The organism is Methylobacterium sp. J-092 (assembly GCF_022829325.1).
Lineage (GTDB): Bacteria > Pseudomonadota > Alphaproteobacteria > Rhizobiales > Beijerinckiaceae > Methylobacterium.
Map to the genome: position 1 here is coordinate 71,128 of NZ_JAKSXU010000200.1, position 22,906 is coordinate 94,033.

31 protein-coding genes and 1 tRNA gene are annotated in these 22,906 nt (G+C 73.0%); 19 read left to right on the forward strand and 13 right to left on the reverse strand.

Going from position 1 to position 22,906, the window contains the following annotated elements:
* Window positions 1-62: 62 nt before the first annotated feature.
* The gene (locus tag MKK60_RS24400; protein WP_243932616.1) at window positions 63-1,430 is read right to left on the reverse strand and encodes a sensor histidine kinase; all 1,368 of its coding nucleotides are present in this window, start codon (window positions 1,428-1,430) and stop codon (window positions 63-65) included.
* Complete coding sequence (locus tag MKK60_RS24405) at window positions 1,430-2,095, reverse strand: response regulator transcription factor (RefSeq protein ID WP_243988878.1); 666 nt, start codon at window positions 2,093-2,095, stop codon at window positions 1,430-1,432. Before MKK60_RS24405 ends, MKK60_RS24400 begins: the two co-directional genes overlap by 1 nt.
* Before the next feature lie 148 nt (window positions 2,096-2,243).
* Between MKK60_RS24405 and MKK60_RS24410 the strand changes: the two genes are divergently transcribed.
* From MKK60_RS24410 to MKK60_RS24450, 9 genes are all read left to right on the forward strand, one after another.
* Window positions 2,244-2,924 (forward strand): DNA-binding protein, encoded by a 681-nt coding sequence (locus MKK60_RS24410; protein WP_243988879.1) that lies wholly within the window; start codon window positions 2,244-2,246, stop codon window positions 2,922-2,924.
* A gap of 177 nt (window positions 2,925-3,101) precedes the next feature.
* Window positions 3,102-3,374 carry a hypothetical protein gene (locus MKK60_RS24415; RefSeq protein WP_313898894.1) on the forward strand — a complete coding sequence of 91 codons (273 nt, stop codon included), beginning with the start codon at window positions 3,102-3,104 and terminating at the stop codon, window positions 3,372-3,374.
* A gap of 195 nt (window positions 3,375-3,569) precedes the next feature.
* Complete coding sequence (locus MKK60_RS24420; RefSeq protein ID WP_243988910.1) at window positions 3,570-5,321, forward strand: ABC transporter ATP-binding protein; 1,752 nt, start codon at window positions 3,570-3,572, stop codon at window positions 5,319-5,321.
* Window positions 5,322-5,364: 43 nt separating this feature from the next.
* Window positions 5,365-6,243, forward strand: a complete 879-nt coding sequence (locus MKK60_RS24425; RefSeq protein ID WP_243988880.1) for an aldose 1-epimerase family protein — start codon at window positions 5,365-5,367, stop codon at window positions 6,241-6,243.
* 4 nt (window positions 6,244-6,247) lie between these two features.
* The gene (locus tag MKK60_RS24430; protein ID WP_243988881.1) at window positions 6,248-6,955 is read left to right on the forward strand and encodes a uroporphyrinogen-III synthase; all 708 of its coding nucleotides are present in this window, start codon (window positions 6,248-6,250) and stop codon (window positions 6,953-6,955) included.
* Between the two features lie 157 nt (window positions 6,956-7,112).
* Window positions 7,113-9,473, forward strand: coding sequence for a translation initiation factor 2 (locus MKK60_RS24435; protein WP_243988882.1), 2,361 nt, complete (start codon window positions 7,113-7,115; stop codon window positions 9,471-9,473).
* 117 nt (window positions 9,474-9,590) lie between these two features.
* Window positions 9,591-11,216, forward strand: coding sequence for a heme biosynthesis protein HemY (locus MKK60_RS24440; RefSeq protein ID WP_243988883.1), 1,626 nt, complete (start codon window positions 9,591-9,593; stop codon window positions 11,214-11,216).
* Window positions 11,217-11,595: 379 nt separating this feature from the next.
* On the forward strand, window positions 11,596-12,054 hold the full coding sequence (locus MKK60_RS24445; protein ID WP_147729062.1) for an NUDIX hydrolase: 459 nt from the start codon (window positions 11,596-11,598) through the stop codon (window positions 12,052-12,054).
* Between the two features lie 118 nt (window positions 12,055-12,172).
* Window positions 12,173-12,247: transfer RNA gene (locus MKK60_RS24450), tRNA-Thr, on the forward strand.
* Between the two features lie 362 nt (window positions 12,248-12,609).
* On the opposite strand, the gene MKK60_RS24455 is transcribed toward MKK60_RS24450, so the two are convergent.
* Window positions 12,610-12,810, reverse strand: a complete 201-nt coding sequence (locus tag MKK60_RS24455) for a hypothetical protein (protein ID WP_147729057.1) — start codon at window positions 12,808-12,810, stop codon at window positions 12,610-12,612.
* 320 nt (window positions 12,811-13,130) lie between these two features.
* Window positions 13,131-13,343, reverse strand: coding sequence for a hypothetical protein (locus tag MKK60_RS24460; RefSeq protein WP_147729058.1), 213 nt, complete (start codon window positions 13,341-13,343; stop codon window positions 13,131-13,133).
* Between the two features lie 123 nt (window positions 13,344-13,466).
* Between MKK60_RS24460 and MKK60_RS24465 the strand changes: the two genes are divergently transcribed.
* On the forward strand, window positions 13,467-13,718 hold the full coding sequence (locus MKK60_RS24465; RefSeq protein ID WP_147729059.1) for a DUF6894 family protein: 252 nt from the start codon (window positions 13,467-13,469) through the stop codon (window positions 13,716-13,718).
* A gap of 140 nt (window positions 13,719-13,858) precedes the next feature.
* On the opposite strand, the gene MKK60_RS24470 is transcribed toward MKK60_RS24465, so the two are convergent.
* Window positions 13,859-14,008 (reverse strand): hypothetical protein, encoded by a 150-nt coding sequence (locus MKK60_RS24470; protein WP_243988884.1) that lies wholly within the window; start codon window positions 14,006-14,008, stop codon window positions 13,859-13,861.
* 121 nt (window positions 14,009-14,129) lie between these two features.
* On the opposite strand from MKK60_RS24470, the gene MKK60_RS24475 reads away from it, so the two are divergent.
* Both MKK60_RS24475 and MKK60_RS24480 read left to right on the forward strand, forming a co-directional pair.
* The gene (locus MKK60_RS24475) at window positions 14,130-14,477 is read left to right on the forward strand and encodes a hypothetical protein (protein WP_243988885.1); all 348 of its coding nucleotides are present in this window, start codon (window positions 14,130-14,132) and stop codon (window positions 14,475-14,477) included.
* Window positions 14,478-14,697: 220 nt separating this feature from the next.
* The gene (locus MKK60_RS24480; RefSeq protein WP_243932627.1) at window positions 14,698-15,024 is read left to right on the forward strand and encodes a hypothetical protein; all 327 of its coding nucleotides are present in this window, start codon (window positions 14,698-14,700) and stop codon (window positions 15,022-15,024) included.
* A 64-nt stretch (window positions 15,025-15,088) separates the two neighbouring features.
* On the opposite strand, the gene MKK60_RS24485 is transcribed toward MKK60_RS24480, so the two are convergent.
* The gene (locus MKK60_RS24485) at window positions 15,089-15,685 is read right to left on the reverse strand and encodes a MucR family transcriptional regulator (protein WP_243988886.1); all 597 of its coding nucleotides are present in this window, start codon (window positions 15,683-15,685) and stop codon (window positions 15,089-15,091) included.
* A gap of 201 nt (window positions 15,686-15,886) precedes the next feature.
* Between MKK60_RS24485 and MKK60_RS24490 the strand changes: the two genes are divergently transcribed.
* Complete coding sequence (locus tag MKK60_RS24490; RefSeq protein WP_147728717.1) at window positions 15,887-16,111, forward strand: hypothetical protein; 225 nt, start codon at window positions 15,887-15,889, stop codon at window positions 16,109-16,111.
* An 89-nt stretch (window positions 16,112-16,200) separates the two neighbouring features.
* On the opposite strand, the gene MKK60_RS24495 is transcribed toward MKK60_RS24490, so the two are convergent.
* Window positions 16,201-16,422 (reverse strand): hypothetical protein, encoded by a 222-nt coding sequence (locus tag MKK60_RS24495; protein ID WP_243988887.1) that lies wholly within the window; start codon window positions 16,420-16,422, stop codon window positions 16,201-16,203.
* A gap of 123 nt (window positions 16,423-16,545) precedes the next feature.
* Between MKK60_RS24495 and MKK60_RS24500 the strand changes: the two genes are divergently transcribed.
* Genes MKK60_RS24500 through MKK60_RS24510 form a run of 3 tightly spaced genes read left to right on the forward strand, consistent with a single transcriptional unit; the run spans window position 16,546 to window position 18,146 of the window.
* Window positions 16,546-17,340 carry a transporter substrate-binding domain-containing protein gene (locus MKK60_RS24500; RefSeq protein WP_243988888.1) on the forward strand — a complete coding sequence of 265 codons (795 nt, stop codon included), beginning with the start codon at window positions 16,546-16,548 and terminating at the stop codon, window positions 17,338-17,340.
* 15 nt (window positions 17,341-17,355) lie between these two features.
* Window positions 17,356-17,775 carry a cupin domain-containing protein gene (locus tag MKK60_RS24505; protein WP_243988889.1) on the forward strand — a complete coding sequence of 140 codons (420 nt, stop codon included), beginning with the start codon at window positions 17,356-17,358 and terminating at the stop codon, window positions 17,773-17,775.
* The gene (locus tag MKK60_RS24510) at window positions 17,772-18,146 is read left to right on the forward strand and encodes a hypothetical protein (protein WP_243988890.1); all 375 of its coding nucleotides are present in this window, start codon (window positions 17,772-17,774) and stop codon (window positions 18,144-18,146) included. The genes MKK60_RS24505 and MKK60_RS24510 overlap by 4 nt, the downstream gene beginning before the upstream one ends.
* A 150-nt stretch (window positions 18,147-18,296) precedes the next feature.
* Here MKK60_RS24510 and MKK60_RS24515 read toward each other — a convergent pair whose 3' ends face one another.
* Both MKK60_RS24515 and MKK60_RS24520 read right to left on the reverse strand, forming a co-directional pair.
* The gene (locus MKK60_RS24515; protein WP_243934143.1) at window positions 18,297-18,560 is read right to left on the reverse strand and encodes a hypothetical protein; all 264 of its coding nucleotides are present in this window, start codon (window positions 18,558-18,560) and stop codon (window positions 18,297-18,299) included.
* A 148-nt stretch (window positions 18,561-18,708) separates the two neighbouring features.
* Window positions 18,709-18,903: a DUF3606 domain-containing protein gene (locus MKK60_RS24520; RefSeq protein ID WP_147728722.1), complete on the reverse strand. Its 195-nt coding sequence runs from the start codon at window positions 18,901-18,903 to the stop codon at window positions 18,709-18,711.
* A gap of 159 nt (window positions 18,904-19,062) precedes the next feature.
* On the opposite strand from MKK60_RS24520, the gene MKK60_RS24525 reads away from it, so the two are divergent.
* Together MKK60_RS24525 and MKK60_RS24530 are read left to right on the forward strand one after the other, a co-directional pair.
* Complete coding sequence (locus MKK60_RS24525; protein ID WP_147858966.1) at window positions 19,063-19,806, forward strand: hemerythrin domain-containing protein; 744 nt, start codon at window positions 19,063-19,065, stop codon at window positions 19,804-19,806.
* A gap of 92 nt (window positions 19,807-19,898) precedes the next feature.
* Window positions 19,899-20,195, forward strand: a complete 297-nt coding sequence (locus tag MKK60_RS24530) for a hypothetical protein (RefSeq protein ID WP_243950806.1) — start codon at window positions 19,899-19,901, stop codon at window positions 20,193-20,195.
* A 31-nt stretch (window positions 20,196-20,226) separates the two neighbouring features.
* Here the strand turns inward: MKK60_RS24530 and MKK60_RS24535 are convergent, their stop codons facing one another.
* Both MKK60_RS24535 and MKK60_RS24540 read right to left on the reverse strand, forming a co-directional pair.
* Entirely contained in the window at window positions 20,227-20,406 is a 180-nt protein-coding gene (locus MKK60_RS24535) for a hypothetical protein (RefSeq protein WP_147729004.1), read from the reverse strand.
* Between the two features lie 16 nt (window positions 20,407-20,422).
* Window positions 20,423-20,641 (reverse strand): hypothetical protein, encoded by a 219-nt coding sequence (locus MKK60_RS24540; protein ID WP_147729005.1) that lies wholly within the window; start codon window positions 20,639-20,641, stop codon window positions 20,423-20,425.
* A gap of 224 nt (window positions 20,642-20,865) precedes the next feature.
* Here MKK60_RS24540 and MKK60_RS24545 point away from each other — a divergent pair, with 224 nt between their 5' ends.
* Window positions 20,866-21,555, forward strand: coding sequence for an SDR family NAD(P)-dependent oxidoreductase (locus MKK60_RS24545; RefSeq protein WP_243932633.1), 690 nt, complete (start codon window positions 20,866-20,868; stop codon window positions 21,553-21,555).
* A 211-nt stretch (window positions 21,556-21,766) separates the two neighbouring features.
* Here MKK60_RS24545 and MKK60_RS24550 read toward each other — a convergent pair whose 3' ends face one another.
* Both MKK60_RS24550 and MKK60_RS24555 read right to left on the reverse strand, forming a co-directional pair.
* Window positions 21,767-21,943, reverse strand: coding sequence for a ribosome modulation factor (locus MKK60_RS24550; RefSeq protein WP_147729007.1), 177 nt, complete (start codon window positions 21,941-21,943; stop codon window positions 21,767-21,769).
* Between the two features lie 43 nt (window positions 21,944-21,986).
* A complete protein-coding gene (locus MKK60_RS24555) occupies window positions 21,987-22,871 on the reverse strand; it encodes an NAD(P)H-hydrate dehydratase (RefSeq protein WP_243988891.1) in 885 nt (294 codons plus the stop codon).
* Window positions 22,872-22,906 lie beyond the last annotated feature (35 nt).

The following is a 22,906-nucleotide window of genomic DNA, read 5'->3' on the forward strand; positions in this document are numbered from 1 at the left end:
CCCCCATCCAGACCGAATCAGCCCTCCGGCTTCGCGCCGTCGAGGGCTTTCCGCGTTCGGCTCTAGCCCGGCAGAACGAGGGTCGCCCGCAGGCCGCCGAGGCCGGACCGGTCGAGCGTCAGGCCGCCGCCGTAGAGCTCGGCCAGCTCCAGGGTGATCGACAGGCCGAAGCCGTTGCCCGGCACGCTCTCGTCAAGCCGCTGCCCGCGGCGCAGGACGGACGCCGCCTCGGCCGGATCGAGGCCCGGCCCGTCGTCCTCGACGCGAATCGCCACCGCCCCCTCGGCCGGGGCCGCCGAGACGCGGACCTCGCCGCGGCACCACTGGCAGGCATTGTCCATCAGGTTCCCGAGCATCTCGTCAAGGTCCTGCGCCTCGCATCCCACGGCCAACCCCTCGGCGAGGTTTGCCTGGATCCGCACGCCCTTGGCCGCATGCAGCCGCCCCAGCGTCGCGGCGAGGTCCCCGACAGGGCTCGCGAGGTCGATCCGGCCGCGGGCCGTGCCTTCCAGCGCCGCGGCGCGCGCCCGGCGCAGGTGGTGGCGGACCTGCCGGTCCATCGAGCCGACGAGGTCGCTCAAGGTGCCGTCGGCGTCGCGGGCCGGGTCGGCGAGCGCCAGGGTCAGGGTGGCGAGCGGCGTCTTGAGGCCGTGGGCGAGGTTCGCGACATGGGTGCGGGCCCGCTCGAGGTTGGCCGCGTTCTGGTCCAGCAGCGCGTTGAGCTCGGCGACCAGCGGCCGGATCTCCGTCGGCTGCGCCACCGGCACCCGCTCGCGCCGCCCGGCACGCACCTCGGCGAGGTCCGCGCGCAGGCGCTGCAGCGGCGCGAGGCCGAGGCGCACCTGCGCCAGCACCCCGCCGATCAGGCAGAGGCCGAGCACCGCGAGCGCCAGCGCCAGCGTGGTCAGGGCCTCGCGCAGCGGCCCGCGCAACGCCGCGGCGGGCGCGGAGGCGGCGATCACGGTCGCCGCGCCGCCGTCCTCCGCCGGCAGCGTCAGGACGCGCAGGATCAGGCCGCGTCCGTTCGCATCGGTCGCGTCGGCGGGCTGCGGCCGCTCCGACCCGTCGTCGGGACGGGGGCCGGCCGGCACGGGCAGCACGTCGCTGCCGAGCGAGGCGGAGCGCAGGCGCGTCCCGCCGCGCCGCACCTGCCAGGCCCAGCCCGAGCCCGCGCGGTCGAAGGGCGGCGCGTCGAAGTCGCGGGCGAGGCGCGGACCGTCGGGGCCCTGCTCCAGCCCGGAGCGGATCGCCACAATCTGCGCGTCGAGCCGGCCGTCGATCTGCCCCCGCACAAAACGGTGTAGGATGAAGCCGATCGCGATGCCCGCCACGACCAGCGCGACGGTGACGAGGACGAAGGCGGCGGCGAGCAGGCGGCGCGCCAGCGAGCCCGTGCGCGGTGCGCGTTCCAGCCGGGATGCGTGCGCCATCACGCGGCGTCCGCGTGCAGGCGCCAGCCGTGGCCGCGCACCGCCTCGATCTGCGCCGGGGCGATCTTGCGGCGCAGGCGCGTGATGATGACCTCGACCGAGTTCGAGTCGACGTCGGCGTCGCCGTCATAGACCCGCTCGATCAGTTGCAGGCGGGGCACCACCGCGTCCTTGCGCAGCATCAGGCAGGACAGCACCCGCCATTCGAGCCCGGTGAGCTTCAGGGGCAGGCCGTCGCGCTCGAAGGCGCCCAGCCCGGGGTCGAAGCTCAGCGGCCCGCAGACGAGCCGGCTCGCGCCGCTGGCCTGGGCGCGGCGCACCAGCGCCCGCAGGCGGATCACCAGCTCCTCGGTGCGGAACGGCTTGACGAGATAGTCGTCGGCGCCGGCCTTGAAGCCCGCGACCTTGTCGCTCCAGCCGTCGCGGGCGGTGAGGATCAGCACCGGGAGCGTGCGCCCCGCGGCGCGCCACGCCTGCAGCACGGAGACGCCGTCGCGCTTGGGCAGGCCGAGGTCGAGCACCACCGCGTCGTAATCCTCGGTCTCGCCGAGATGCTGCGCGTCCTCGCCGTCGTGCGCGTGGTCGAGGGCGAAGCTTTCCGCGCGCAGGGCCTTCGCGATCTCGGCGCCGAGCGCGGCATCGTCCTCGACCAACAGGACTTTCATGGTTCTCGGCACCTTTGGGGAACGGGCGTCGGGGGTTAGGCCGGCTGGTTTAACCGGGGCTGAACCGCGCGGTTCAGGGTGGATTGGCGGGCCTCTCCTAGAACGCCGTCAACCCGAAAGGGCCCAACCGAACAGGACACGTTTCATCATGAGCAACGAACAGGTCATCGACGGCACCGCCACCGAGGTTCGCCAGGCCGCCGCCGAGGGAGCCGCATCGAAACCCGCACGCCGCCTGCCCCGCCGCACCCTCGTCGTCGGGGCGATCGCCGCGCCGCTGGCGCTCGGCGCCGTCGGCCTCTCCCTGGCGCAGAACGGCGCGCCCTCGACCACGCCGATCGCCCCGGTGGCGATCTCGGCGCTGGTGCCGTCGGGCGGCATCGCCGCCAAGGGCGAGGTCGCCGAGATCTTCGGCAACAAGTTCGTGCTGCAGGACGGCACCGGGCGGGCGCAGGTCGAGACCGGGCGCCAGGGCGAAGACGGCAAGCTCGTCGCCAAGGGCGAGACCGTCACCGTGCAGGGGCGCTTCGAGAACGGGTTCCTGCACGCGGCGGCGCTGACCCACGGCGACGGCAACCGCGTGCTGCTCGGCCCGGCCGGCGGCCCGCCCCCCGGCACCCTCGACTGGGCGAAGGACAAGGTCGGGCTCGGGCCCAACCCCGACGTGCCGGCGCTGACCGCCTCGGTGCAGGCGGCCGGCTACTCGGACGTCCGCGTCACCGGCCGCGGCCCGCGCCACCTCGAGGTCGCCGCCAAGGGCCAGGACGGGCGCGAGCGCCAGCTCCATGTCGGCTTCGACGGTCAGATCCGCGAGAAGCGCGTGTTCTGAGGTCGTCGGCCGCGCCGCCGATCCGGCGGCGCGGCACGATCCTCGCCTCGACGGGCCCGGCGCGATGCAACCGATCCCGCCCTGCCGCGTCTTGGCGAGAGACGGACCGCACGCGAGACCCCCGCAAGGAGCCCGCCCCAGATGGAACCGATGAAGCCGATGGAACCGATGAAGCCCATGGAACCCATGAAGCCGATGAAGGGCATGGAGCCCTGGTGGCCGGAGGACCTCGGCCAGCCCTCGACCAGCGGGGCGCAGAACGGGATGAAGTACGCCTTCTTCCCCGAGAAGCACCGCCTGCTGATCGAGCAGGACGGCAAGACCACGACCTACGACAGCGGCGACCACAAGATCGGCGGCGTCTCGCAGCAGGACGGCGGATCCAAGTCGCTGACCTTCACCAGCCAGAACGGCGACGTCGACCTCGGCTCGCTCAAGAAGGTCGATTGATCGCGGGCGGGCGGGCTTCGGCCCGCCCGCGTGGACAGCCCGGCGCCGGGCCTCTATGCGCTCGGCCCACATGAACGTGCGCTTCACAGAGAGAACCGCGCCGGGCGCCTTTCCCTGCCCCCCTGCTCCGCAGGGTACCCTTCCCCGCAAAGGGGAGAAGGAGAGGTGCGTTCCGCCGATCCCGAGGACACCCCGTTGCGCACGCTGATCGATCTCGTGCGCGCGATGCGGACCCGCGACCGGCGCCGGCTCGCGCTGATCGCCCTGGGGCTGGCCGGCGCAGGGCTGCTCGAGGTGGTCGGCGTCGCCTCGGTGATCCCGTTCCTGACGCTGGTCGGCGATCCCGCGGCCGCCACCCGCCTGCCCTACCTCGCGCAGATCCGCGACACGCTCGGGCTGTCGGACGACCGCAGCTTCCTGATCGCGGCCGGGATGGCGGCGCTGCTCGCGATCCTCGTGACCGCGGTGGTCAACGCCGCGCTGACCTACGCGCAGCTCTTGTTCACCCATCTCACCGGCTACGGCTTCGCCCGGCGGCTGCTGTTCCGCTACCTCGCCCGCGAAAAGCTGTTCTTCACCCAGGGCAACAGCGCGGAGCTTGCCAAGAACGTGCTCTCGGAGACCGACCGCCTGGTCGTCGGCGTGCTGACGCCGGCCACCGTCGTCGCTTCCCGCGCGATCTCGGCCCTCGCGGTGATCGGCTTCCTGCTGGTCTACGCGCCGCGCCTGGCGCTGATCCTCGGCGGCGGCTTCGGCGGGCTCTACGTCGGCATCTACCTGGTGATGCGCGCGCGCCTCGCCTCGCTCGGCGCCCGCTCGGTCGCCGACAACGCGCAGCGCTACCGCGTGGTGCAGGAGACCCTGGGCGCGCTCACCGAACTCAAGCTCTACGGCCGGGCGGACGCCTTCGCCAGCAAATTCGACGCCCCCGCCCGCGCCTATGCCAAGGCCACCGCCGAGAGCCTGCTGACGGGGCAGATGCCGCGCTTCGTCATCGAGGCCCTGGCCTTCGGCGGCGTCATCGTGGTGGTGCTGTTCGCCCTTGCCCAGGGGCTCGACACCGCCGGCATCCTGCCGCTGCTCGGGCTGTTCGCCTTCGCCGGATACCGGATGCTGCCGGCCTTCCAGAACATCTTCAACTCGCTGGCTCTGCTGCGCTTCTACCTGCCGGCGGTGCGGGTGATCGTCGACGACCTCGACGGCGAGGCCGAGAGTTCGCCGCGGACCGACGCACGGCTGCCGTTCCGCGATGCGATCCGCCTGGAGCGGGTCGGCTTCGCCTACGCGCCCGGGCGGGCGGCGCTCGCGGACGTGAGCCTGACGATCCGGGCCAACACCACCGTCGGCCTCGTCGGGCGCACCGGCTCGGGCAAGTCGACCCTGGTCGGCCTGATGCTCGGCATCCTGACGCCGGATGCCGGCCGCATCACCGTCGACGGCACGCCCTTGGATTCACAGGCCCTGCCGGCCTGGCAGAACCGGATCGGCTACGTCCCGCAGGACGTGTTCCTCGTGGACGGGACGGTGGCCGAGAACATCGCGCTGGGCCTCGAGCCGGTCGACCGCGCGGCGGTGGAGCGGGCGGCGCGGCTCGCCGGCGCGCACGACTTCGTCGCCGCCCTGCCCGAGGGCTACGACGCCCGCGTCGGCGAGCGCGGCGCGCGCCTCTCCGGCGGCCAGCGCCAGCGCATCGGCATCGCCCGCGCGCTCTACCACGACCCCGACGTGATCGTGTTCGACGAGGCGACCTCGGCGCTGGACGGCGAGACCGAGGGCGCGGTGATGGCCGCGCTCGACGCGCTCGCCGGCCAGCGCACGCTGATCATGATCGCCCACCGCCTCACCAGCCTGGAAGCCGCCGACACGGTCCACGTGCTCGACGGCGGCCGCCTCGTGGCGTCGGGCCCGCTTCACGCGGTGACGCAGCATGTCGGGGCGGCCGCGTGAGCCGGGCGCCGACGAACCCACCCCGATCCGGAGCCGATGCCCCATGCCCGATCCGATCCACCTGAAGGCCGCCGACGGCACCACCGCGACCCTGACGCTCGCCGGCGCCGAGCCGGTGTCGTGGCGGGTGGGCGGCACCGAATACCTCTGGAGCGGCGATCCCGAGCACTGGAACCGGCACGCGCCCTGGCTCTTCCCGGTGGTCGGCGCCTCCGCCGGCGGGATGGTCCGGGTCGACGGCCGGACCTATCCGATGGCGCAGCACGGCTTCGCCCGCGACCTGCCCTTCGCGGTGGTGGAGCGGACGGACGAGGCCGTCACCCTGCGCCTGACCGAAACGGCCGAGACGCTGGCGCACTATCCCTTCCGCTTCCGCCTCGACATCACCGCGCGGGTGCGCCCCGCCGGGCTCGATTTCGCCATCGCGGTCCACAATCCGGGCGAGGCCGCCCTGCCCTACGGGCTCGGCTTCCACCCGGCCTTCCCCTGGCCGTTCGCGGGCGGGACGCGCGCGGCCGGCGGCGGCTACGCGGTCGCGTTCGAGCGGGCCGAGCGCGCCAGCGTCCCCGAGGTCGGTCCCGGCGGCCTGCTGCTGCGCGAGGAGCGCCCGATCCGCCTCGAGGGCAACGTCCTGCCCCTCGATCCGGCGCTCTTCACCGAGGCGCTGGTGTTCCGCGACGCGCTGAGCCGCACGATGCGCTTCACCGGGCCGGGCGGGCGGGCGATCCGGATGGCGGTCGAGGATTTTCCGCACCTCGCCGTGTGGACGAAGCCGACCGCGCCGTTCCTGTCGCTCGAAGCCTGGACCGGGCATGCCGACTGGGCCGGATTCTCGGGCGAGCTCGCCGAACGCGATGCGCAGCGCCTGCTGGCGCCCGGCGCCACCGCCGATCACGGCATCCGCCTCACCCTGGAGGGGTGAGGCCGTGCGGGTCTGGGTGGCGCGGCCGGAGCCCGGCGCCGCACGCACCGGCGAACGCCTGGCGGCGCTCGGCCACCTGCCCCTGGTGGCGCCGGTGCTGGTGGTGCGCCCCACCGGCGCAGCCCTGCCGCCGGGCCCGTTCGACGGGCTGATCCTCACCAGCGCGAACGCCCTCGACGCGCTGCTCGCGACGACCGAGGCGGCCACCCTGCGCGGAATCCCGGTCTTCGCCGTCGGCCCGCGGACGGCGGCGCTCGCCGAAGCGCGGCTCGGCGCGGTGACGGCCGGGACGGGCGACGCCGCCGCGCTCGCAGCGATCGTGCAGGGATCCGTCGCGCCGGGGGCATCCCTGCTCCACGTGGCCGGCGCGGAGCGCAAGGCGGAACCCGCCGCCCGGCTGACGGCCGCCGGCTACCGGATCGCGACGCACGTCGCCTACGCGGCCGAGGCCGTGGCGCACCTGCCGGACCCGGTCTTCGCGGCCTTCGCCGCTGTCCCCGGAGGCCTCGACGCCGCCCTGCACTATTCCCGCCGCAGCGCGCGCGTGGCGCATCGATTGTCGGAAGCGGCCGGACACGGCGGAGCTTTCCGCGCGTTGAGGCATTACTGCCTGTCGGACGACGTGGCCGCAGCCCTGGACCAAGCCGGGGTCGCGGCCCATTTCGTCGCTATGCGACCGCGCGAGGACGACCTCCTCGCGGGCCTGTCCTGACATCGCCGCGCCGCCGTCAGATCGGGTCTCGCCCGGGCGGAAGCGGCGGTGATAGGTAGGCGCCGCCCGCACCGGCGCGGGTCGTGAGGAACGTTAGGATCGGGGCGCGCGGCACAGCCGCCGCGCCCGGGACGTCGAGACGGGAGAGACAACGGCCGTGAAGCCACCATCCAACGACGCCGACCGTCCGAATTCCGGCTCCCAGGCTCCGGGTGCCGCGAAGAACGGTGCCCCAAGCTCGACCGCCCCCCAGACCCAGGGCGGCAAGCCCGGAACGGTGTCGACGCCGCAGGGCCGTCCGCCCGAGACCCTGCCGCCGGGCGTCCACGTCAAGTCGGAGCCGGCCAAATCCGAGACCGGCAAGCCCGATACGGCCAAGTCTGATACGGCCAAGCCCGATACCATCAAGCCCGATACGGCCAAGCCCGCCGTTCCGTCGTCCTCGGCCCAGGCGCCGAAGCCGGAGGCCGGCCGCGCCGATCCTCCGATCACCGCCGGGCCGACGAAGGCCGAGCCCGGCCGCCCGGCCCAGCCCCCCGCCGATCCGGCGAAGCTTGACGCCAGGCCTGCCGGCGGGGCGGGCGCCGCCTCTGCAGCGTTCCCGAGCAAGCCCGCGACAGAGGCGGCCAAGCCCGGGATCGCCGGCGCGCCGGGCGGCCCGTCCGCGGCGAAGGAGGTGGGGAAAGCCGAGCCGGGCAAGCCGGACCCGGCGAAGCCCGAGTTCGGCCGGTCCGGGGCCGGTACCGCCGCCGAGCCGCCGAAATCCGCCGGCGGCGCCACGGCGGGCGGGCCGCGGCCCTCCGGCGCCCTCACCGATAGACCGATCATCGACCTCAAGGCCAAGCGCGTCGAGGACGCCGGGGCGAACAAGGGCGACGTCCGCGGCGACGCCAAGGCCGCCGCGGCGGGAGCCGCGGGCGTCGCGGCCGGCATGGCGGCGTCCGGTCCCAAGCCTGCTTCCGACATCAAGCCTGCTTCCGACGGCAAGGCAGCGTCCGACGCCAAGGCCGGCGCCAAGCCGGCGGGCTCCGGCAGCGCCCCGCCGCGGGTCGGCCCGGCCGAGGCGCCTGCCGCCCGCGGGCCGGGCTTCGGCTCGGTGGCGACCGCCGGCCTTCTCGGCGGCGTGATCGGCGCCGGCCTGCTCTTCGCGGTGGAGCGCGCCGGCATCCTCGGCAATGCCGGCGACGACGCCCGCCTGAACGCCCTCGACCAGCGCATCTCCGGCCAGCTCACCGGCTTCGACCAGCGCATGGCATCGTTGAGCCCGCGCGACGCGGTCGCCGCCCTCGACAAGCGCGTCGCCGCCAACGAGGCGACGCTGAAGCCGCTGCCCGACGCGGTGAAGGCGGCGGAGGCCGCGGCCAGGCAGGCGCTGGACCGTGCCTCCGGCGCAACGGCCGCGTCCGCCGAGGGCCAGGGCACGACCCCGGCGGCGGCCGCCCAGGCCGCTCTTCCGGCCGACATCGCCGCCCGGCTCGACAGCCTGGACCAGCGCGTCTCCGCCCTGCAGGAGGAGCCGGGCCGCGACCAGGCTGGCGATTCCCGCCTCGGGGTGGCCCAGGCCGGCGGCGACCCCAAGCAGATCGCCGCCCTCGACGGGCGCGTGAAGGCGCTCGAGGACAAGGCGCCCGACAAGGCGGCGCGCGCCCCGGCCGTCGACCTCGCGCCGAAGCTCGCCACGCTCCAGGGCGAGGTGGAGGCGCGCACCAAGGCGAATGCCGAGGCCGACCAGGCCCTAGGCCAGCGCCTCGATGCCCTGCAGAAGACCCTCGACGAGCGGGTGAAGGCCGCGACCGAGGCGGTGCAGACGGCGACGCAGGCGAGCCGCGAGGCGGCGGAGGCCGGCAGGAGCACGGCCGAGTCGGCGACCAAGGCCCTCGACCGGCGCCTGCAGGATCAGGCCGACAAGATCGCAACCCTCGACAAGGCGGTGGCGCTTCGGGCCGAGGCCAGCACCGTCCAGGCCGCGTTGAAGGTCGTCACCGCCGACCGGATCGCCGCCGCGCTGGAGGCCGGCGTCCCCTATGCCGAGCCGCTGGCGACCCTGCGCAAGCTCGAGACCGGCGACGCCAGCCGCGTCGACGCCCTGGCGCCGTTCGCCGACAAGGGCGCGCCGACCGCGGATCAGCTCGCCGCCGCGTTCCGCCCGATCGCCGACAAGGTCGCCGCCGCGCGCAAGGCCGCCGCCGCCAAGGAGGTCGCCGCCAACGGCGACCTCAAGAGCCGCTTCCTCAGCATCGCGGACTCGATCGTGCAGGTCCGCAAGGTCGATGCGCCGCCGGCCGCCGAGGAGGCTGCCGCCAGCGATCCGACGGCGAAGGTGCAGGCGGCCCTAGACCGCGGCGCGTTGATCGAGGCGTCGCAGGCCTACGAGGCGATGCCGCAGGATCTGAAGGCGCAGGCCGGCGATTTCGGCGCGACGCTGAAGGCGCGGGCCCAGGCGGCCCAGGCGGCCCAGGCGCTGCTCTCCGACGCGTTCAAGGGCCTGCCGACGACCGCGCCGACCCCCAAGCCGTGATCGCCCCCCAGAGGTGATCGCAGAGACACGCCATCCTGCGGGGGCGGCCATCGCCCCCGCCCACATCCTCGTCGCGACGCGACGCCGTCCTCGCGGCTGACAGGAGTACCCGACCTCATGTGGCGCGCTCTCGCCTTCCTGGCCCTGCTTGCCGTCGCCGCCTTCGGGGCGGTGTGGATCGCCGACCGACCCGGGTCGGTCACCATCGTGTGGAACGGCTACGAGGTGGCCACGAGCCTCGCCATCGCCCTCATCGGCGTCGGCATCGCGGCGATCGCGCTCGGCCTCGTCTGGGCCGTGGTCCGCGGCATCATCACCCTGCCGGACACCCTGGTGAACGGCTCGCGCGAGCGCCGCCGGGCCAAGGGCTTCACCGCCCTGTCGCGCGGCATGGTCGCGGTCGGGTCGGGCGATCCCCTCGCCGCCCGCCGCCATGCGGGCGACGCCGAGCGCCTGCTCGGCGCGGAACCGCTGACCCTGCTGCTCAAGGCTCAGGCGGCGCAGATCTCCGGCGATCGGCAGGCGGCCGAGAGCGCGTTCCAGCGCATGGTCGACGACCCCGAGACGCGGGTGCTCGGCCTGCGCGGCCTGTTCGTCGAAGCGCGCCGCCGCGAGGACGACGTCTCCGCCCGCGCCTACGCGGCGGAGGCCGCGCGCCTCGCCCCCAGCGTCACCTGGGCGAACGACGCCGTGCTGGAGGCGCAATGCGCCGACGGCGACTGGGGCGGCGCGCTCGAGATCGTCGAGCGCCGCGGCTCCCTCGGGCTGATCGACAAGGCTGAGGCGCGGCGCCAGCGTGCCGTCCTGCTCACCGCGATGGCGCAGGTGCGCGAGGCCGGCGAGCCGGAGGCGGCGACCGAGCGCGCGCTCCAGGCGGTCAAGCTCGCGCCCGATCTCGTTCCCGCCGCCAGCATCGCCGGGCGCCTGCTCGCCCGCCGCGGCGATCTGAAGAAGGCGGCCAAGATCGTCGAGGCCGCGTGGAAGGCCAATCCGCACCCGGACCTCGCCAAGGTCTACCTCAACCTGCGCACCGGCGATTCCGTGCGGGACCGCCTGGCGCGGGCCGAGACGCTGGCCAAGCTCTCGTCCTGGGCCCCCGAGGCGCGCCTCGCCCTGGCGCAGGCCGCGTTCGACGCCCGCGACTTCGAGAAGGCCCGCGAGGCGATCCGGCCCCTGCTCGACGACGGCCCGAGCGTGCGCACCTGCCTGATGATGGCGCGGATCGAGGAGACCGAGCACGGCGCCGGCTCGGGCCGCGCCCGCGAATGGCTCGCCCGCGCCGCGCATGCCCCGCGCGATCCCGTCTGGATCGCCGACGGCGTCGCCTCGCCGACCTGGGAGCCGATCTCGCCGGTCTCCGGCCGCATCGACGCCTTCGTCTGGCAGGCGCCGCCGAACCTGCTCGCCGGCCAGGAGCCGTTCGAGACGCCGGCGCCGGACACCGACACGGTCGCCCTCGCGGCGCCCCACGCCGCCGCGCCTGCGGCCGCGAGCACGATGGCGCCCGCTCCCGCCGCCGGGCCCAAGCCGACGACCACCATCTCGGCCGGCATCACGCCGGCGAGCGTTGCGCGGGCGCCGGCCGAGGCCGACAAGCCTGCCGTCGCCGAACCCGGGCCGATGCCGGCCGGCGCTGCGAGCCCCGTGGTGCTGCCGCAGCCGCGTCCCGCCGGTCCGCCTGCAACCGGTTCGCCCGCAACGGCACGCGAGGACGCCGAGGCCAAGGCCCGTCGCTTCGGCTGATCGTTCCCGCGCCGCCCGGCCCCGCCGGGCGGCCGGCGGGTGCGACATGGGCATGGCGTCGGGCTTCATCGAACGGCCATATCGCCACGGCAAGATACATCCTGTGGTAGGCTCCGACGCGCGGCACCGTTCTGCGCTCCGGTGCGTTTGACCCACGAAACGACCAACCTTTGGTGGTGAAGACGGCTGCAATCGGCGGTACGCCCGCTTCCCAGGGCAGGTCCGATTGATTATTTGCCGGATAACTTTTCCTCCGAGAGGCCCCACCACTGTTCCAGTTCCGTTCCGGCCCAGCACACCGCATCGTTCCCTCCGCGATCGGGCCGCACGCCTTGGAGCGCTGGAACCGCATCGGAGCGCCCGCATGGCGCCGACGCGCATGACGACGATGCCGCTCGACGACGAGCGCGAGGCGCGGCCGCAGGTCGGCGCGCTGCCGTTCCGGCGCGAGCCCGACGGCAGCTACAGCGTGCTCCTCGTCACCTCCCGCGAGAGCCGGCGCTGGGTGATCCCGAAGGGGTGGCCGATGAAGGGGCGCAAGCCCTTCGAGGCGGCGGCCCGCGAGGCCTACGAGGAGGCCGGCGTGATCGGCCAGATCGGCAAGCGGCCGCTCGGCTTCTACCTCTACCAGAAGCGCCTGAAGAACCGTGACGCGGTGCTGTGCCAGGTGAAGGTGTTTCCGCTCGAGGTGCGCAAGCACCGCAAGACCTGGCCGGAGCAGCACCAGCGCGAGCAGCGCTGGTTCACCCCCGCGGACGCCGCCGAGGCGGTGACCGAGCCGGGCTTGGCCGCGATCATCCGCGCGGCGCTGAAGCGCGACGGCCGCCCCAAAACGTGATCCACCCGGTCGATTGCGCCCTCGGGACCGCCAAGCGCGATTGCCAAGCCGCCGTCGATCCCTTAAAGCCCCTCTCGGTCGGACGGAGACGCCCCCTCGCGGGCCCCGGATCGCCGTTGCTGCGGTAGCTCAGTGGTAGAGCACCTCATTGGTAATGAGGAGGTCGTGGGTTCGATCCCCCCTCGCAGCACCATCAATCCACGCCTCCGATGAGCACTGAGATCGACCGGTAGGGCGTTGTCCCCCGGGCGCGCTTTCTCGCATGGGCGGCACGCGGGCGAGCCAAGCTCCCCTGCCCGATCGACGCACTCGAACATTACCTTGTCGGGACCGTCTCGTTCCCGGTCGGCTTGGGTGCCGGCTTGGGCCGCGGCGGAGGCGACGGATCGCTCTCGGCAGCGTGGTCATGGACCGGTGCGCCCCCGCTCGCGGATCGGGCGCGGATCGGCCCATGCCGGTCGTGCCATCGCCCCTGCCGCCGGCCGGGAAATCGGCGCGGATGCGCGGGCGGTCAGGGGCGGGGCGCACGTGTTGCGCCCCGCGAACGCAAGACCCTTACTTGTTGGTCCGGCCCTGGTGGTTCGGATCGATCCCGCCGTCGAGCTTCGTCTCGTTGGCCGTGTCGCCCTCCACCGTCGAGTCCGCCTCGATGTCCTCGATGTCGTGACCCGTCAGGCCTCGGGACTGGCCGATCCCCGGATTGCCCTTCAGATCGGCATCGGTCGGCGTATCGGTCTTCGGGTGCTTGTTCGACATGGGTGCTCCAATCGGTCGGCCGGCGCGAAGCCTGCGCCGCAGCCTCGGGACATGGGGAGCAAACCCCGGGTCGAAACGGCCGTTCCGATCGCCCGGCGCAGAGCGACCCTCGGCCGCGCCGCACGGTGCGCGGGTGTCGGCTCGCGTACGCCGACCGTGCTCCCGAGAAAGCCGCCGATCGATCGCCAGCGGGCGGGAGAAGGGATCGCCGTCGGCCTCATCGCGGGGCGAAGGAAAGCCCGCACGGCCGAGACGTGCCGTCCGGCCCGCCCACGGCCGCCTGATGATCCGGCGCCCGCGATGGCCGTGGCCGCGCTCCGTCAGAGCTGCCCGCGGACGTAGCCACGCGAGACGAGCCGGTCCCGCCGCAGCGACCGGCGCTCGGCCTCGGCCAGGTCTGCGAGCGCGTCCTCGACCACCTGCACCAGCGCGATCCAAGCATCGCCGCGGGCGGCCCTCCGGTAGGCCAGCGCGATCGTCTCCGCCTCGGTGAGCCGGATCTCCACAGGCGGTTGGTGGGGCTGGGGGTGCATCGCGGCTCCGAGTTGTCCAAGAACATACAAGGAACAAATAGCAAGCGGGCCGACGGTTCAACCATGGCGAGCACGGTGGGCCACGGAACGGTGAGATGCTGTGGAGGGCGGGGTAGAAGGCCAATGCCGACACCGCTTTACCGTTTCCACTGCACGAACGGCTTCGACCTCGTGGCCGATCTCCAGGGCAGGCGGCTGCCGACCTGGGCGCTCATGCGCCTCCACGCCGAGCGGGTCGCGATCGACCTGATGCTCGGCAGCGCGCGGCGCGATTGGTCGGCCTGGACGGTCGAGATCTACGATGCGGCGGGCCGGCACGTGATCTCGAAGCCGTTCGTGGACATTCTCGAAAGCCGATCGGAACGGAAGAAATAGTTTCTGTTTTTCGCTGCCGAACGGTCTCGAACCAGCGACAGCGCAGAAGATTGACTTGTCATGGAGGCAGCCATGACAGCAACGCGCATGACCCTATCCACCCTTATGCTGTGTATCCTTCCCGCGGCGACGGCGACCGCTCAGACCGGCGACATCAGGACCGGTGCGATCCCGCCCGCCAACGAGAAGGCGGTGACCACGACCGCCGTCGGGCAGACCAAACCGCCGAGCCGTGATGCGGGCTCGGTATCGGACCGATCGAGATCACCCGGCGACGTCGGGGCCGGCATGATCCGGAACATCTGTATCGGGTGCGAGCCGGATCGCAGCACGCTCGACACGGTGACGACGAACGTTCCCCCCAGGGCCGGGGGCGAAACCTGGAATACGAAGCTCGAGCGGCTTCGCAAGTTGCCCGAACCCAGCAAGCAGGGCGACCTCGATACCTTCTCTCTCGCTTCGGCCCATCGCGAGCGAGCGGAATCGGTGCAGGAGAAGACCAACGGCCTGTGGCAATCGTGGCTGGTCTCCGTGTGCGAGGGCTGCGGAGACCAGAAGCCGGCCAAGGCCTGGAACCTGCAGGATCGGCCCTCCTTCCGGCTCGGATCGGTCACGCCGGATCGTCCGGAGGGCGATGCGTCGTCCGAGAAGATGCGCCCGGCCGAGCCGAGGCAGGTCGCCGTCCACCATCACGGCGCCTTCGAGGCGGACCTCTCCCCCGAGAACGTCGGCTCGATCAGGCGCATGCCGCAACGCTGATCCGATCGGCTCCTTCTCTCGTCCGCAGCCACTTGGTCCCAGTGCGGACCATCCGCTCGCCCGTCCTCGCGACGGTCGCAGCCTGCACGCGCTCGTCCCCCTGGGCCGGCGGCCGATGTCCAGAGCGGACGACGCGGCTCGGCGTTTCGTCGCACGCGGCGGCGGCGCCCGAACCGTGATCGATGCGGGCGGTTGCCGCGTGACCACGAGAGAGGATGTGATGATGTCGAACCCAGCCAAGGGTCGGTCCGGCGACGGTCAGCAGCACGAGACGACGAGCGCGCAGGCCGAGCGGGCGGCCGAGGTGCAGCGGGCCGGAAGCGCCGAGGCGGGGGCCGGCCACCCCGAGGTTCTCGAAGGCGGCAAGGCGGAGGCGCCGACGGAGGGCAAGGGGCAGCCGAAATCCGCGGCCTCGAACGCGCCGGCCGGTGCGACGAGCGACGCCGCCACCAGCTCGGCGACGGTCGGGAAGGCCGAGAAGGAGGCTGCAGCCGCGGCCGGCGCCGGCAAGGCGCAGCACGGGCGCGGGCACCGCAAGGCGGAGTAGCACGCTCTCGCCGGGCGATCCGGCCCCGTCCCGATCCACTCACGGGACGGGGCGTCGAACGGCGTCAGGCCGGCTCGGCGACCGTCTTGGCGTTGCCTTTGCGGCCACGCGTCTTCGGAGCCGGCGTCGGCGCTCCTTCGGCCTGGGACGCCTCTACGGTCTTGGTCGACTCGGCGGCTTTGGGCTTGCGTCCGCGCGCCTTCGGAGCCTCGGCGGTCGCCTCGACCGCTGCGGCGGCCGCGGGCTGCTTCCGCCGCTGCTGACCGAGGCCGAGCGAGCGCGCCAACGCCGAGCGCGTGGCGGAGTAGTTCGCCGAGGTCGACGGGTAGTCCGCCGGCAGGCCGTAGCGGGTCCTGTACTCCTCGAACGACAGGCCGTTCCCGTTCAGATGGCGCTTCAGCGTCTTGTAGGGCTTGCCGTCGAGGAAGGAGACCAGCGCGTCCGGCGTGACCGACTTGCGGATCTGAGCCGCCGTCGGCTTCTCCGGGCCCGCGGGCTCGGCCGGCTTGCCGTTGCGAAGTTCGGACAGCATCGCGTGCACGTTGGCGATCAGCGTCGGCAGCTCGGCCACCTGGACATGATTGCCAGAGACATAGGCCGCGACGATGTCGGCCGTGAGACCGACGGGGGTATTGGGCTGATATTCGAGCTGATCTTCCAAGGCGGCACTCCTTTTCCGGAAAAGCTATGGCTCTGCGGGCTCGCCTATCTCGTCAAGTGCCGTTCGAACGAAACGCGTGGGTATCGGATGTAATATTGCAGAAACCGAGCGATCCCGACGTGCGACGATCCTATCTCTGGAACCAGGACTGCCGATCCCTGTTCTGACGTCACGGCGCAGCGCCGTGTAAGGCTCTACAGAATGAACAAGCTCATCCTCGGCGCAACGGTGGCGCTCGGCCTCCTGCTCGGAGCCAACACCGCCGGCATGGCGTCACCGGGCGATGGCCTCGATCGCAACGCGGCGGCGACCGGCAACGGTCGCATGGGCGGAATGCACGCCGGCGCGCGCACCGGCGGGATGATGCGCCCCCGCATGGGCGGGATGCGGATGATGCGGCGCCATCACCGGCGTCACCACCGCTGAGCGACCGGCCCTCTCGATCGGCGCACGACGCAGGAACCCCGGGACGCTCGCGCGATCCGGGGTTCCTGCGTCGGCGAGCGCCGGTCGCCCTAGGGACGCTCCGGATTAGGCCAAGTGTCGATCACGGCCTCGCCCGATCGCAGCTCGACCCGGTGGGCATGCGCATCGTCCCGCGTCTCGCACAGGTCGACCGCCGATGCGAAGCGCAGGCGGGCAGCCACCTCGGTGGCGGCATCCTCCTCGACGACGACGTGCCCGTCCCGGTAGGTGAGCACCACGAAGGGCGGGTTCTTCAGATCGCTGACTTCCATGGGCTCGCTCCGACCGCGTGTCATGGCGCAACGTTCGTCGGCGGTTCCCGCTCCGCCCGCATGGGACCCGCTTCGACGACGGTGTACAGCGGATGGCAAGAAACCACTCCGGGAACGCCACCCATGCCGCCCGCCCAGGGATTGCCGGCCGCGCTCGCCATCCTCGCCGCCATGACGCTTCCCGGGCTTGCGCAGGAGACCGCCGCGAAGGCCGCGCTGGCGCCGACCGGCACGCTCCGGGTCGGCCTCGTCGAGACGCCGTCCGCCGGCCTCGTCTTCGTCGCCCGCTCGCCGGACGGGACGCCCGAGGGCGTCACCGCGGATCTCGGCGCAGACCTTGCGCGACAGGTAGGCCTGCCGCTGGCCGTGCTCCTCTTCCCGAACTCGGGCGCTGCGGCAGCGGCCCTCCAGGCCGAGACGATCGACGTGAGCTTCATGCCCGTCGATGCGGCGCGCCGGCAGGTGCTCGATTTCGGGCCGGGCTACTACGACCTCGAGAGCACCTACCTGGTGACCGGCGCGTCGGGCATCGTCGACGTCGCGCAGGTCGACCGGCCGGATCTCAAGGTGGTGGCGATCGACGGGACCACGACGATCCGCGCCTCGGCCCGCACGCTGACGCGGACCCGGCCGGTGGCCGTCCCTTCCGTGGCCGAGGCGATCGAGCGGATGCGAACCGGAGCGGCCGACGCCTTCGCCCTGTCGCGAGACACGCTGCAGCCGATCGTGGCGCAGGTACCCGGCTCGCGGATAGTCACCGGCGGCTTCCAGCGGACGCAGGTCGCCGTCGCGGTGCCGAAGGGCCGGCCGGCGGCGCTCGCCTCGGTGACGGCGTGGCTTGCGGAGGCGAAGCGGTCGGGCCTCGTGCGCCGGATCTTCGACGCCCACGGCTTCGATGGGGATGCGGTGGCACCGTAGGAACGGAGCGAGACGATGACGCGATGGTACGCAAGCGGCGGGCTCGCGCTGGCCTGCACGGCCGGTGGATTCGGTTTCGGGGGCTCGGCGATGGCGCAGGAGACGGTGGTGCACGAGATCATGCGGACCGAGCTCGGCCGCGCGCCGGTCTCCGGCGACGACACGCGCGAGATCATCATGCAGCTGGTGGAGTTTCCGCCGGGTGCGACCTCGCCCCGCCACGTCCACCACGGCGAGGAGTCGTTCTACGTGATCGAGGGCGGCACGGTGCAGGTGTCCGGCAAGGAACCGAAGCAACGGCCGGCCGGCGAGCGCGGGATCAACCCGCGCGGCGTGCCGCACGCGGGCTACACGGTGGTCGGCGACAGGACGATCAAGGTCCTGTCGGTCTACGTGGTCGACAAGGGCAAGCCCTTGCAGGAGCCGTCCCCGTGACCGCGGGCCTGCCGAAGCTGCACCCAACGAAGCGGGCGACGCGCGAAACAGCGTCTTCCGAGCACCCCGACGCGAAAGGCTTTTCTGGAATGAGCGAAACGCCCGATCCCGACCGCGCGGCCCGCGCCATCGCGGAGAACGTCTACGCGGCTTACTGCCGCCAGGCGACCATGCCGGCTCACCCTTTGGAGGAGCAGACGATCGTCACCCGGCTGGTCGAGGCGATCCGCCTGCAGATCGGCGGCTCCCCGGGCGCGATCGTCGAGGCCGTCAACGCCGCCCTGTCGGCCTGGGAACAGCGTGATCCGGACATTCGCGGCCCGCGCGTCGCAACGATCGACCGGAGCGACGGCGCGATCACCCTGGGGTGAGCGCGGCCTCGGGGTGCGGTCCGGATCGGCGCACGCTTGCCGCCGGAAGGCCGAGCGACGAGAGCCGGATCCCGCCTCGCGGAGCTCCATGCCTACCGCCGGGCGGGAACCGCCCGCGCGACGCGGCTCGGGGCGCCGGTGGGGCGGGCCTCAACCCTTCTTCTTGTAGGCCTCGATCGCATTGCGGCACCCGGGCGAGAGCTTCGACATGTTCCTGTTGAAGCAGGCGCGCGTCTCGGGGCCGTCCTCGAGCGGCAGGCCGGTGCAGAAGGTCGCGAAGTCGCCGGCGCAGAGCAGCTGCATCGCGGCCTTGTCTTCCTGCGACACCGGAGCGGCGATCGCTGCGGTCGCCGCAAACGTCGCGAGCGCAAAGCCGACTCCAAAACGTACCAACATCGTCTTCTCCTGAGGCACCCGGTTGACCCGGGTCCGGTGCCAGAACGTTGCGGAATGCGTCCGGGTTGCGCCGCCCGGCCCACGTCGTCGCGCGGCGTGTCCCGACGGGCACGGTCGGAACGGTGCTCGATCGCCCACCGGCCCGGTGGGCCGGCGAAGCGTCGCGTCAGACGATGCCGCTGGCCTCGTACGGCCAGGGAAGGCCGAGATGCGCCGCGACCTTCTCGGCGTCGTGGCCGACGGCCTCCACAGCCGCCCCCAGCGTCTCCACCGGCACCTGGAGCTTGCGCGCCCAGTAGGCGGCCGCGTCCGGCGTCGAGAGGTTGACGGTCTGAGGCTCGTGCGTGTCGTCGATCGGCATGGGGTGCTCCTGCCTCCCCCAATGCGGCAGTGCAGCGGCGGTTCATTCACGCGGCCCGCCCCGGCGATTCGTTGCGCACGCTGCGCCCCGCGCGCGGGCGGATGGAGGAACGGCTGGTGGACGGGGCGGTTAGCAGGGACAACGGTAAGGAGTACCATCATGGATGTCTGGCAGCTCATCGGGCGCGACCACGCGAACATCGAGCAACTCATCCACGATGCGCCGAAGGCATCGCAGGGGCCGGGTGCCGTGCGGAGCCGCGAGCGCCTTCTCGGCGAGCTCATCGATCGCCTCGAAGCGCATGCCGAGGCGGTCTCCGTCAGCCTCTACGCCCCCCTCGGCCGGCGCGCGCAGACGCGGACGCTGGTCGATGCGCTGGACGAGCAGCACCGGGCGTTCATGAGCCAGCTCGCGGACCTGGCGCGACAGCGTCGGACGGGCTCCGAGGGGTGGCTGGATGCCTTCGAGGACGCGACCTTCCTCGTCGACCAGTACCTTCACCGCCACAAGCACGAGTTGATCCCGGCAGCGCGGGCGTTGCTGTCCGAGGGCGAGGTCCGCGATGCGGGCCAGACGTTCGTTCAAGCCAAGCGCTGGATGCTGCAGGGCCGCGACCGTCCGGCACCGGCACCGCGGAGCGAGTTCGACCTCCGGGTCATCGTCTGCACCCTGGCGGTCGGCCTCGGCTACCTTCTGTGGCAGGCGGGCTTCCTCGGTCGAGCCGGTGGCCGCCGCGGCGCGACCGGCGGCGCGAGCCGGGGCGTAAACCCGGCGACGGCCTCGATCCCGGCCGGACGCAACGGGGTGGACGGCCCGGCGCAGCGCCGGGAGCGGCTGCTCGACGAAGGGCTCGAGGAGACCTTCCCCGCCAGCGACCCGATCTCGGCGCAGCGTTTCACCTAGCGGGCCGCGCGGGCGACCGCCGGCGGCACGGTTGTCGCTCCGGACGCGGAATGCGGCGACGGAGAGCTGGAAGCAGGCTCGGGGAGGCGGCGATGTCGGACCTGGACACGAAGCGGGAGGAGATCGCGGCCCTCGTCGCCCGCGATCTCGGGTTCGACGGGCTCGCCGGGCTGAGCCCATCCGATCGGGCTGCCGTCGACCGGAGGACGGCGGAGCTCGTCGACCGCTGCGATACGACCTCGCCGGTGCCGGCCGACGCCCCTGCCGCCGACCGGGAGATGCGTCGCCTGCTCGCGGAGTACCGCGGGCTGCTGCATCTCCCGACCGACGCGGCCAACGTCCGCCTGGCGGAGGTCGGCGAGGTCTTCGCCCCGGAAGACGACGCCTGACGCCGTCCTTTCGACCGGAGCAGCGCACGTTCTAGCCGCCCTTCGCGACCAGGAAGAACGCGACGCCGACGACAAGGAGGCTTCGCGCGACCCGGCCGCACGTTATCGCGCCGACGCCGTCGTCGAGGGAACGCAGGTGGGCGATCTGGGCGAACATCGCCGCCCAGTAGGCCGACCACAGGCCGAGGATCGAGGCCATCGCAGGCGACATGGCCGGGCTGCCGGACCTAGCCCGGCGGCCGCCGCTCGTGGCGCCAGGACGCCACCGCGGCACGCCGCGCCTCGTAGGCACGCCGGACGGGCGAGCCGTCGGCGCCGCGCCCTTCCGGGCCGTAGCCGAAACGGAGGACGCCCTCGGGACCGTAGAGGCGGCTCACCTCGGTTCGCCACACCCGATCGGTCTGGGCGAGAGTCGCCTCGGTCTCCGCGAGTCGTGTCGCATGCATCGTGGCTGTCCTGAAGGGCGGGGTCGTGGGGTCAACGCGGGCCGGCGCCATCCGCTCCGGATCGCACGCGACAAACCGGTTTCTCGACGGGCCGCCCGCGGGGGCTATCTTGAGGCGATGCCCCTGTCCCGCCCCGCCCGTCCCGGTGCCCGCGCAAGCGACGGGCCAAGCCCCGCTTCGCCGTGCCCGGCGACGTCCTTCCGGGGCGCCCGGGCAGGCGCGCGATGAGTGCGCGCCGCGCGCTGATCGTCGGCGCCTCCCGCGGGCTCGGCCTCGGTCTCGTCGCCCGGTTCCTCGAGCGCGGCTGGGCGGTGACGGCCACCGTGCGCCGGCCGTCGGCCGCCCTGTCCGAGCTCGCGAGCGCCGGCACGCTGCGGATCGAGACGGGCGTGGACATCGACGACGATGCGGCGGTGACCGCCCTGCGCACGCGGCTGGCGGAGGCTCCGGCCTTCGATCTCGTCTTCGTGGTCGCGGGCGTCGCGACGCAGGCCGGCACGCCGGCCGCGGCGATGCCGCGCGCGGTCGCGACGGCGGTGTTCGAGACGAACGCCCTCAGCCCGATCCGTTTCGCGGAGGCCTTCCACAAGCGCGTCGCACCGGGCGGTCTCGTCGTCCTGATGACGTCGAAGCTCGGCTCGGTGTCGCTGAACCGCGGCGGCGGCTGGAGCAGCTACCGGGCGAGCAAGGCGGCGCTCAACACCCTGGCCCGCTCCTTCGCCGGGCAGCACGCCAAGGCCGATTGGGGCGTCGTGCTGATGCATCCGGGCTGGGTCCGCACGGATCTCGGCGGCCGGCGGGCGACTCTCGACGTCGAGACCAGCGCGCGGGGCATGGTGGCCGTCCTGGAAGGTCGCCTCGGGGGATCCGGCTGCGTCTTCCTCGACCATACCGGGGAGGTCGTGCCCTGGTAGCCCCTCGAACTCGACGCCGCCGGATCGAGGTCCGTCTTCGGCGTCGCGGCGCGATTGCAACGCCGGACAGGCCATCCCTCCGGCTTCGAACGATTTCCGCCGGAGCCGTGCCCCGGTCGGAGGCGATCGTTCGGATCGATGCCCTGCGTCGAGACGCTTCGGGCCCGAAAAGCAAACCGCCGCCCGAACTACGGCGATCCGTTCAGGCGCGTCACGCGGGACGATCGTCCAGCCTGTCGCCGCGGACCGCCGCGTCGTACCCGGCCAGCCATTGGTCGTGGGCCGCCATGCCCTCGGCATAGGGGCAGTCTTCGCGGCGGAGGTTCTTGCCCGGCGCGTAGAAGCCGAGCGCGTAGTGGTCCAGGTTGTCGTCCGGCGGCTCCGACATCGATGGTTCTCCCGTATGCGTGGGGCGGCGGCGGTGCCGCGGCTTAAGTCATCACCTCGGCGAGGATGCACGGCACCTCCGCCGGAAGCTCGCGGGCGAGGAAGCCGATCCCGCCGTAGCGGCGCGCCAGCCGGCGGCCCGCCTCGCCGTGGGCGTAGACGCTCCACAGGGCCGCGGCTTCGGGCTCGGTTCCGCGCGCGAGCAGGCCGACGATGAGGCCCGCCAGCGTGTCGCCCGATCCCGAGATCGCCAGCCCGACATGTCCCATCTCGTAGCACCAGGCGCGGCCGTCGGGGGAGACGACCTGCGTCCGGCCGCCCTTCATCACCGTGATCGTCCCGAAGCGCTCGGTGGCCCGGCGGGCCGCCGCCAGCGGGTCGGCCTCGACGGCCTCCCGGTCGATGTCCAGCAGCTTGGCCATCTCGCCGGCGTGCGGGGTGATGATCGCCGGCTTGGGCAGGCGGCGCGTCAGGTCCGGATCGGCGCGCAACGCGGCGAGCGCCCCGGCATCCAGGACGATGGCTGCCGTGTCCGCCCCACGGACGAGCGCGGCGACCACGGCTTCCGTGTCCGCGTCCTCGCTCATCCCCGGCCCGCACAGGATCGCGTCGCTCGCGCCGGCCCGCTGCGCGAGATCGTCGGCGCAGGCGCGCCCGATGCCGCCGGCCTCGGTCTGTGCCAGGCCGATCACCAGGGCTTCCGGCACGGCGATCCCGATCGGGATCGCGAGGTCGCGGCAGACGCCGATCTGCAGCTTTCCCGCCCCGACGCGCATCGCCGCGTTGGCGCCGAGCAGGACGGCGCCCGGCAGCGCCGTGCAGCCCGCCACGATCAGCACGCAGCCGCGCCCATCCTTGCTGTCGCCGTCCGGATCGGGAGGGGCCATGCCGCGGAGCACGTGCTCGGTCAGCGGTGTGACGGCGCTCATGGCTTCCCTCCGGTCCTTGCCCCAAGGGTCTGACG

What these genes read in the sequence shown, in the direction of transcription:
- MKK60_RS24400 (WP_243932616.1), bottom strand. Translation starts at nt 1,430, where the DNA reads ATGGCGCACGCATCCCGGCTGGAACGCGCACCGCGCACGGGCTCGCTG.
- MKK60_RS24405 (WP_243988878.1), bottom strand. Translation starts at nt 2,095, where the DNA reads ATGAAAGTCCTGTTGGTCGAGGACGATGCCGCGCTCGGCGCCGAGATC.
- MKK60_RS24410 (WP_243988879.1), top strand. Translation starts at nt 2,244, where the DNA reads ATGAGCAACGAACAGGTCATCGACGGCACCGCCACCGAGGTTCGCCAG.
- MKK60_RS24415 (WP_313898894.1), top strand. Translation starts at nt 3,102, where the DNA reads ATGGAACCCATGAAGCCGATGAAGGGCATGGAGCCCTGGTGGCCGGAG.
- MKK60_RS24425 (WP_243988880.1), top strand. Translation starts at nt 5,365, where the DNA reads ATGCCCGATCCGATCCACCTGAAGGCCGCCGACGGCACCACCGCGACC.
- MKK60_RS24440 (WP_243988883.1), top strand. Translation starts at nt 9,591, where the DNA reads ATGTGGCGCGCTCTCGCCTTCCTGGCCCTGCTTGCCGTCGCCGCCTTC.
- MKK60_RS24445 (WP_147729062.1), top strand. Translation starts at nt 11,596, where the DNA reads ATGACGACGATGCCGCTCGACGACGAGCGCGAGGCGCGGCCGCAGGTC.
- MKK60_RS24455 (WP_147729057.1), bottom strand. Translation starts at nt 12,810, where the DNA reads ATGTCGAACAAGCACCCGAAGACCGATACGCCGACCGATGCCGATCTG.
- MKK60_RS24460 (WP_147729058.1), bottom strand. Translation starts at nt 13,343, where the DNA reads ATGCACCCCCAGCCCCACCAACCGCCTGTGGAGATCCGGCTCACCGAG.
- MKK60_RS24465 (WP_147729059.1), top strand. Translation starts at nt 13,467, where the DNA reads ATGCCGACACCGCTTTACCGTTTCCACTGCACGAACGGCTTCGACCTC.
- MKK60_RS24470 (WP_243988884.1), bottom strand. Translation starts at nt 14,008, where the DNA reads ATGCCGGCCCCGACGTCGCCGGGTGATCTCGATCGGTCCGATACCGAG.
- MKK60_RS24480 (WP_243932627.1), top strand. Translation starts at nt 14,698, where the DNA reads ATGATGTCGAACCCAGCCAAGGGTCGGTCCGGCGACGGTCAGCAGCAC.
- MKK60_RS24490 (WP_147728717.1), top strand. Translation starts at nt 15,887, where the DNA reads ATGAACAAGCTCATCCTCGGCGCAACGGTGGCGCTCGGCCTCCTGCTC.
- MKK60_RS24495 (WP_243988887.1), bottom strand. Translation starts at nt 16,422, where the DNA reads ATGGAAGTCAGCGATCTGAAGAACCCGCCCTTCGTGGTGCTCACCTAC.
- MKK60_RS24500 (WP_243988888.1), top strand. Translation starts at nt 16,546, where the DNA reads ATGCCGCCCGCCCAGGGATTGCCGGCCGCGCTCGCCATCCTCGCCGCC.
- MKK60_RS24505 (WP_243988889.1), top strand. Translation starts at nt 17,356, where the DNA reads ATGACGCGATGGTACGCAAGCGGCGGGCTCGCGCTGGCCTGCACGGCC.
- MKK60_RS24520 (WP_147728722.1), bottom strand. Translation starts at nt 18,903, where the DNA reads ATGCCGATCGACGACACGCACGAGCCTCAGACCGTCAACCTCTCGACG.
- MKK60_RS24525 (WP_147858966.1), top strand. Translation starts at nt 19,063, where the DNA reads ATGGATGTCTGGCAGCTCATCGGGCGCGACCACGCGAACATCGAGCAA.
- MKK60_RS24530 (WP_243950806.1), top strand. Translation starts at nt 19,899, where the DNA reads ATGTCGGACCTGGACACGAAGCGGGAGGAGATCGCGGCCCTCGTCGCC.
- MKK60_RS24535 (WP_147729004.1), bottom strand. Translation starts at nt 20,406, where the DNA reads ATGTCGCCTGCGATGGCCTCGATCCTCGGCCTGTGGTCGGCCTACTGG.
- MKK60_RS24540 (WP_147729005.1), bottom strand. Translation starts at nt 20,641, where the DNA reads ATGCATGCGACACGACTCGCGGAGACCGAGGCGACTCTCGCCCAGACC.
- MKK60_RS24545 (WP_243932633.1), top strand. Translation starts at nt 20,866, where the DNA reads ATGAGTGCGCGCCGCGCGCTGATCGTCGGCGCCTCCCGCGGGCTCGGC.
- MKK60_RS24550 (WP_147729007.1), bottom strand. Translation starts at nt 21,943, where the DNA reads ATGTCGGAGCCGCCGGACGACAACCTGGACCACTACGCGCTCGGCTTC.
- MKK60_RS24555 (WP_243988891.1), bottom strand. Translation starts at nt 22,871, where the DNA reads ATGAGCGCCGTCACACCGCTGACCGAGCACGTGCTCCGCGGCATGGCC.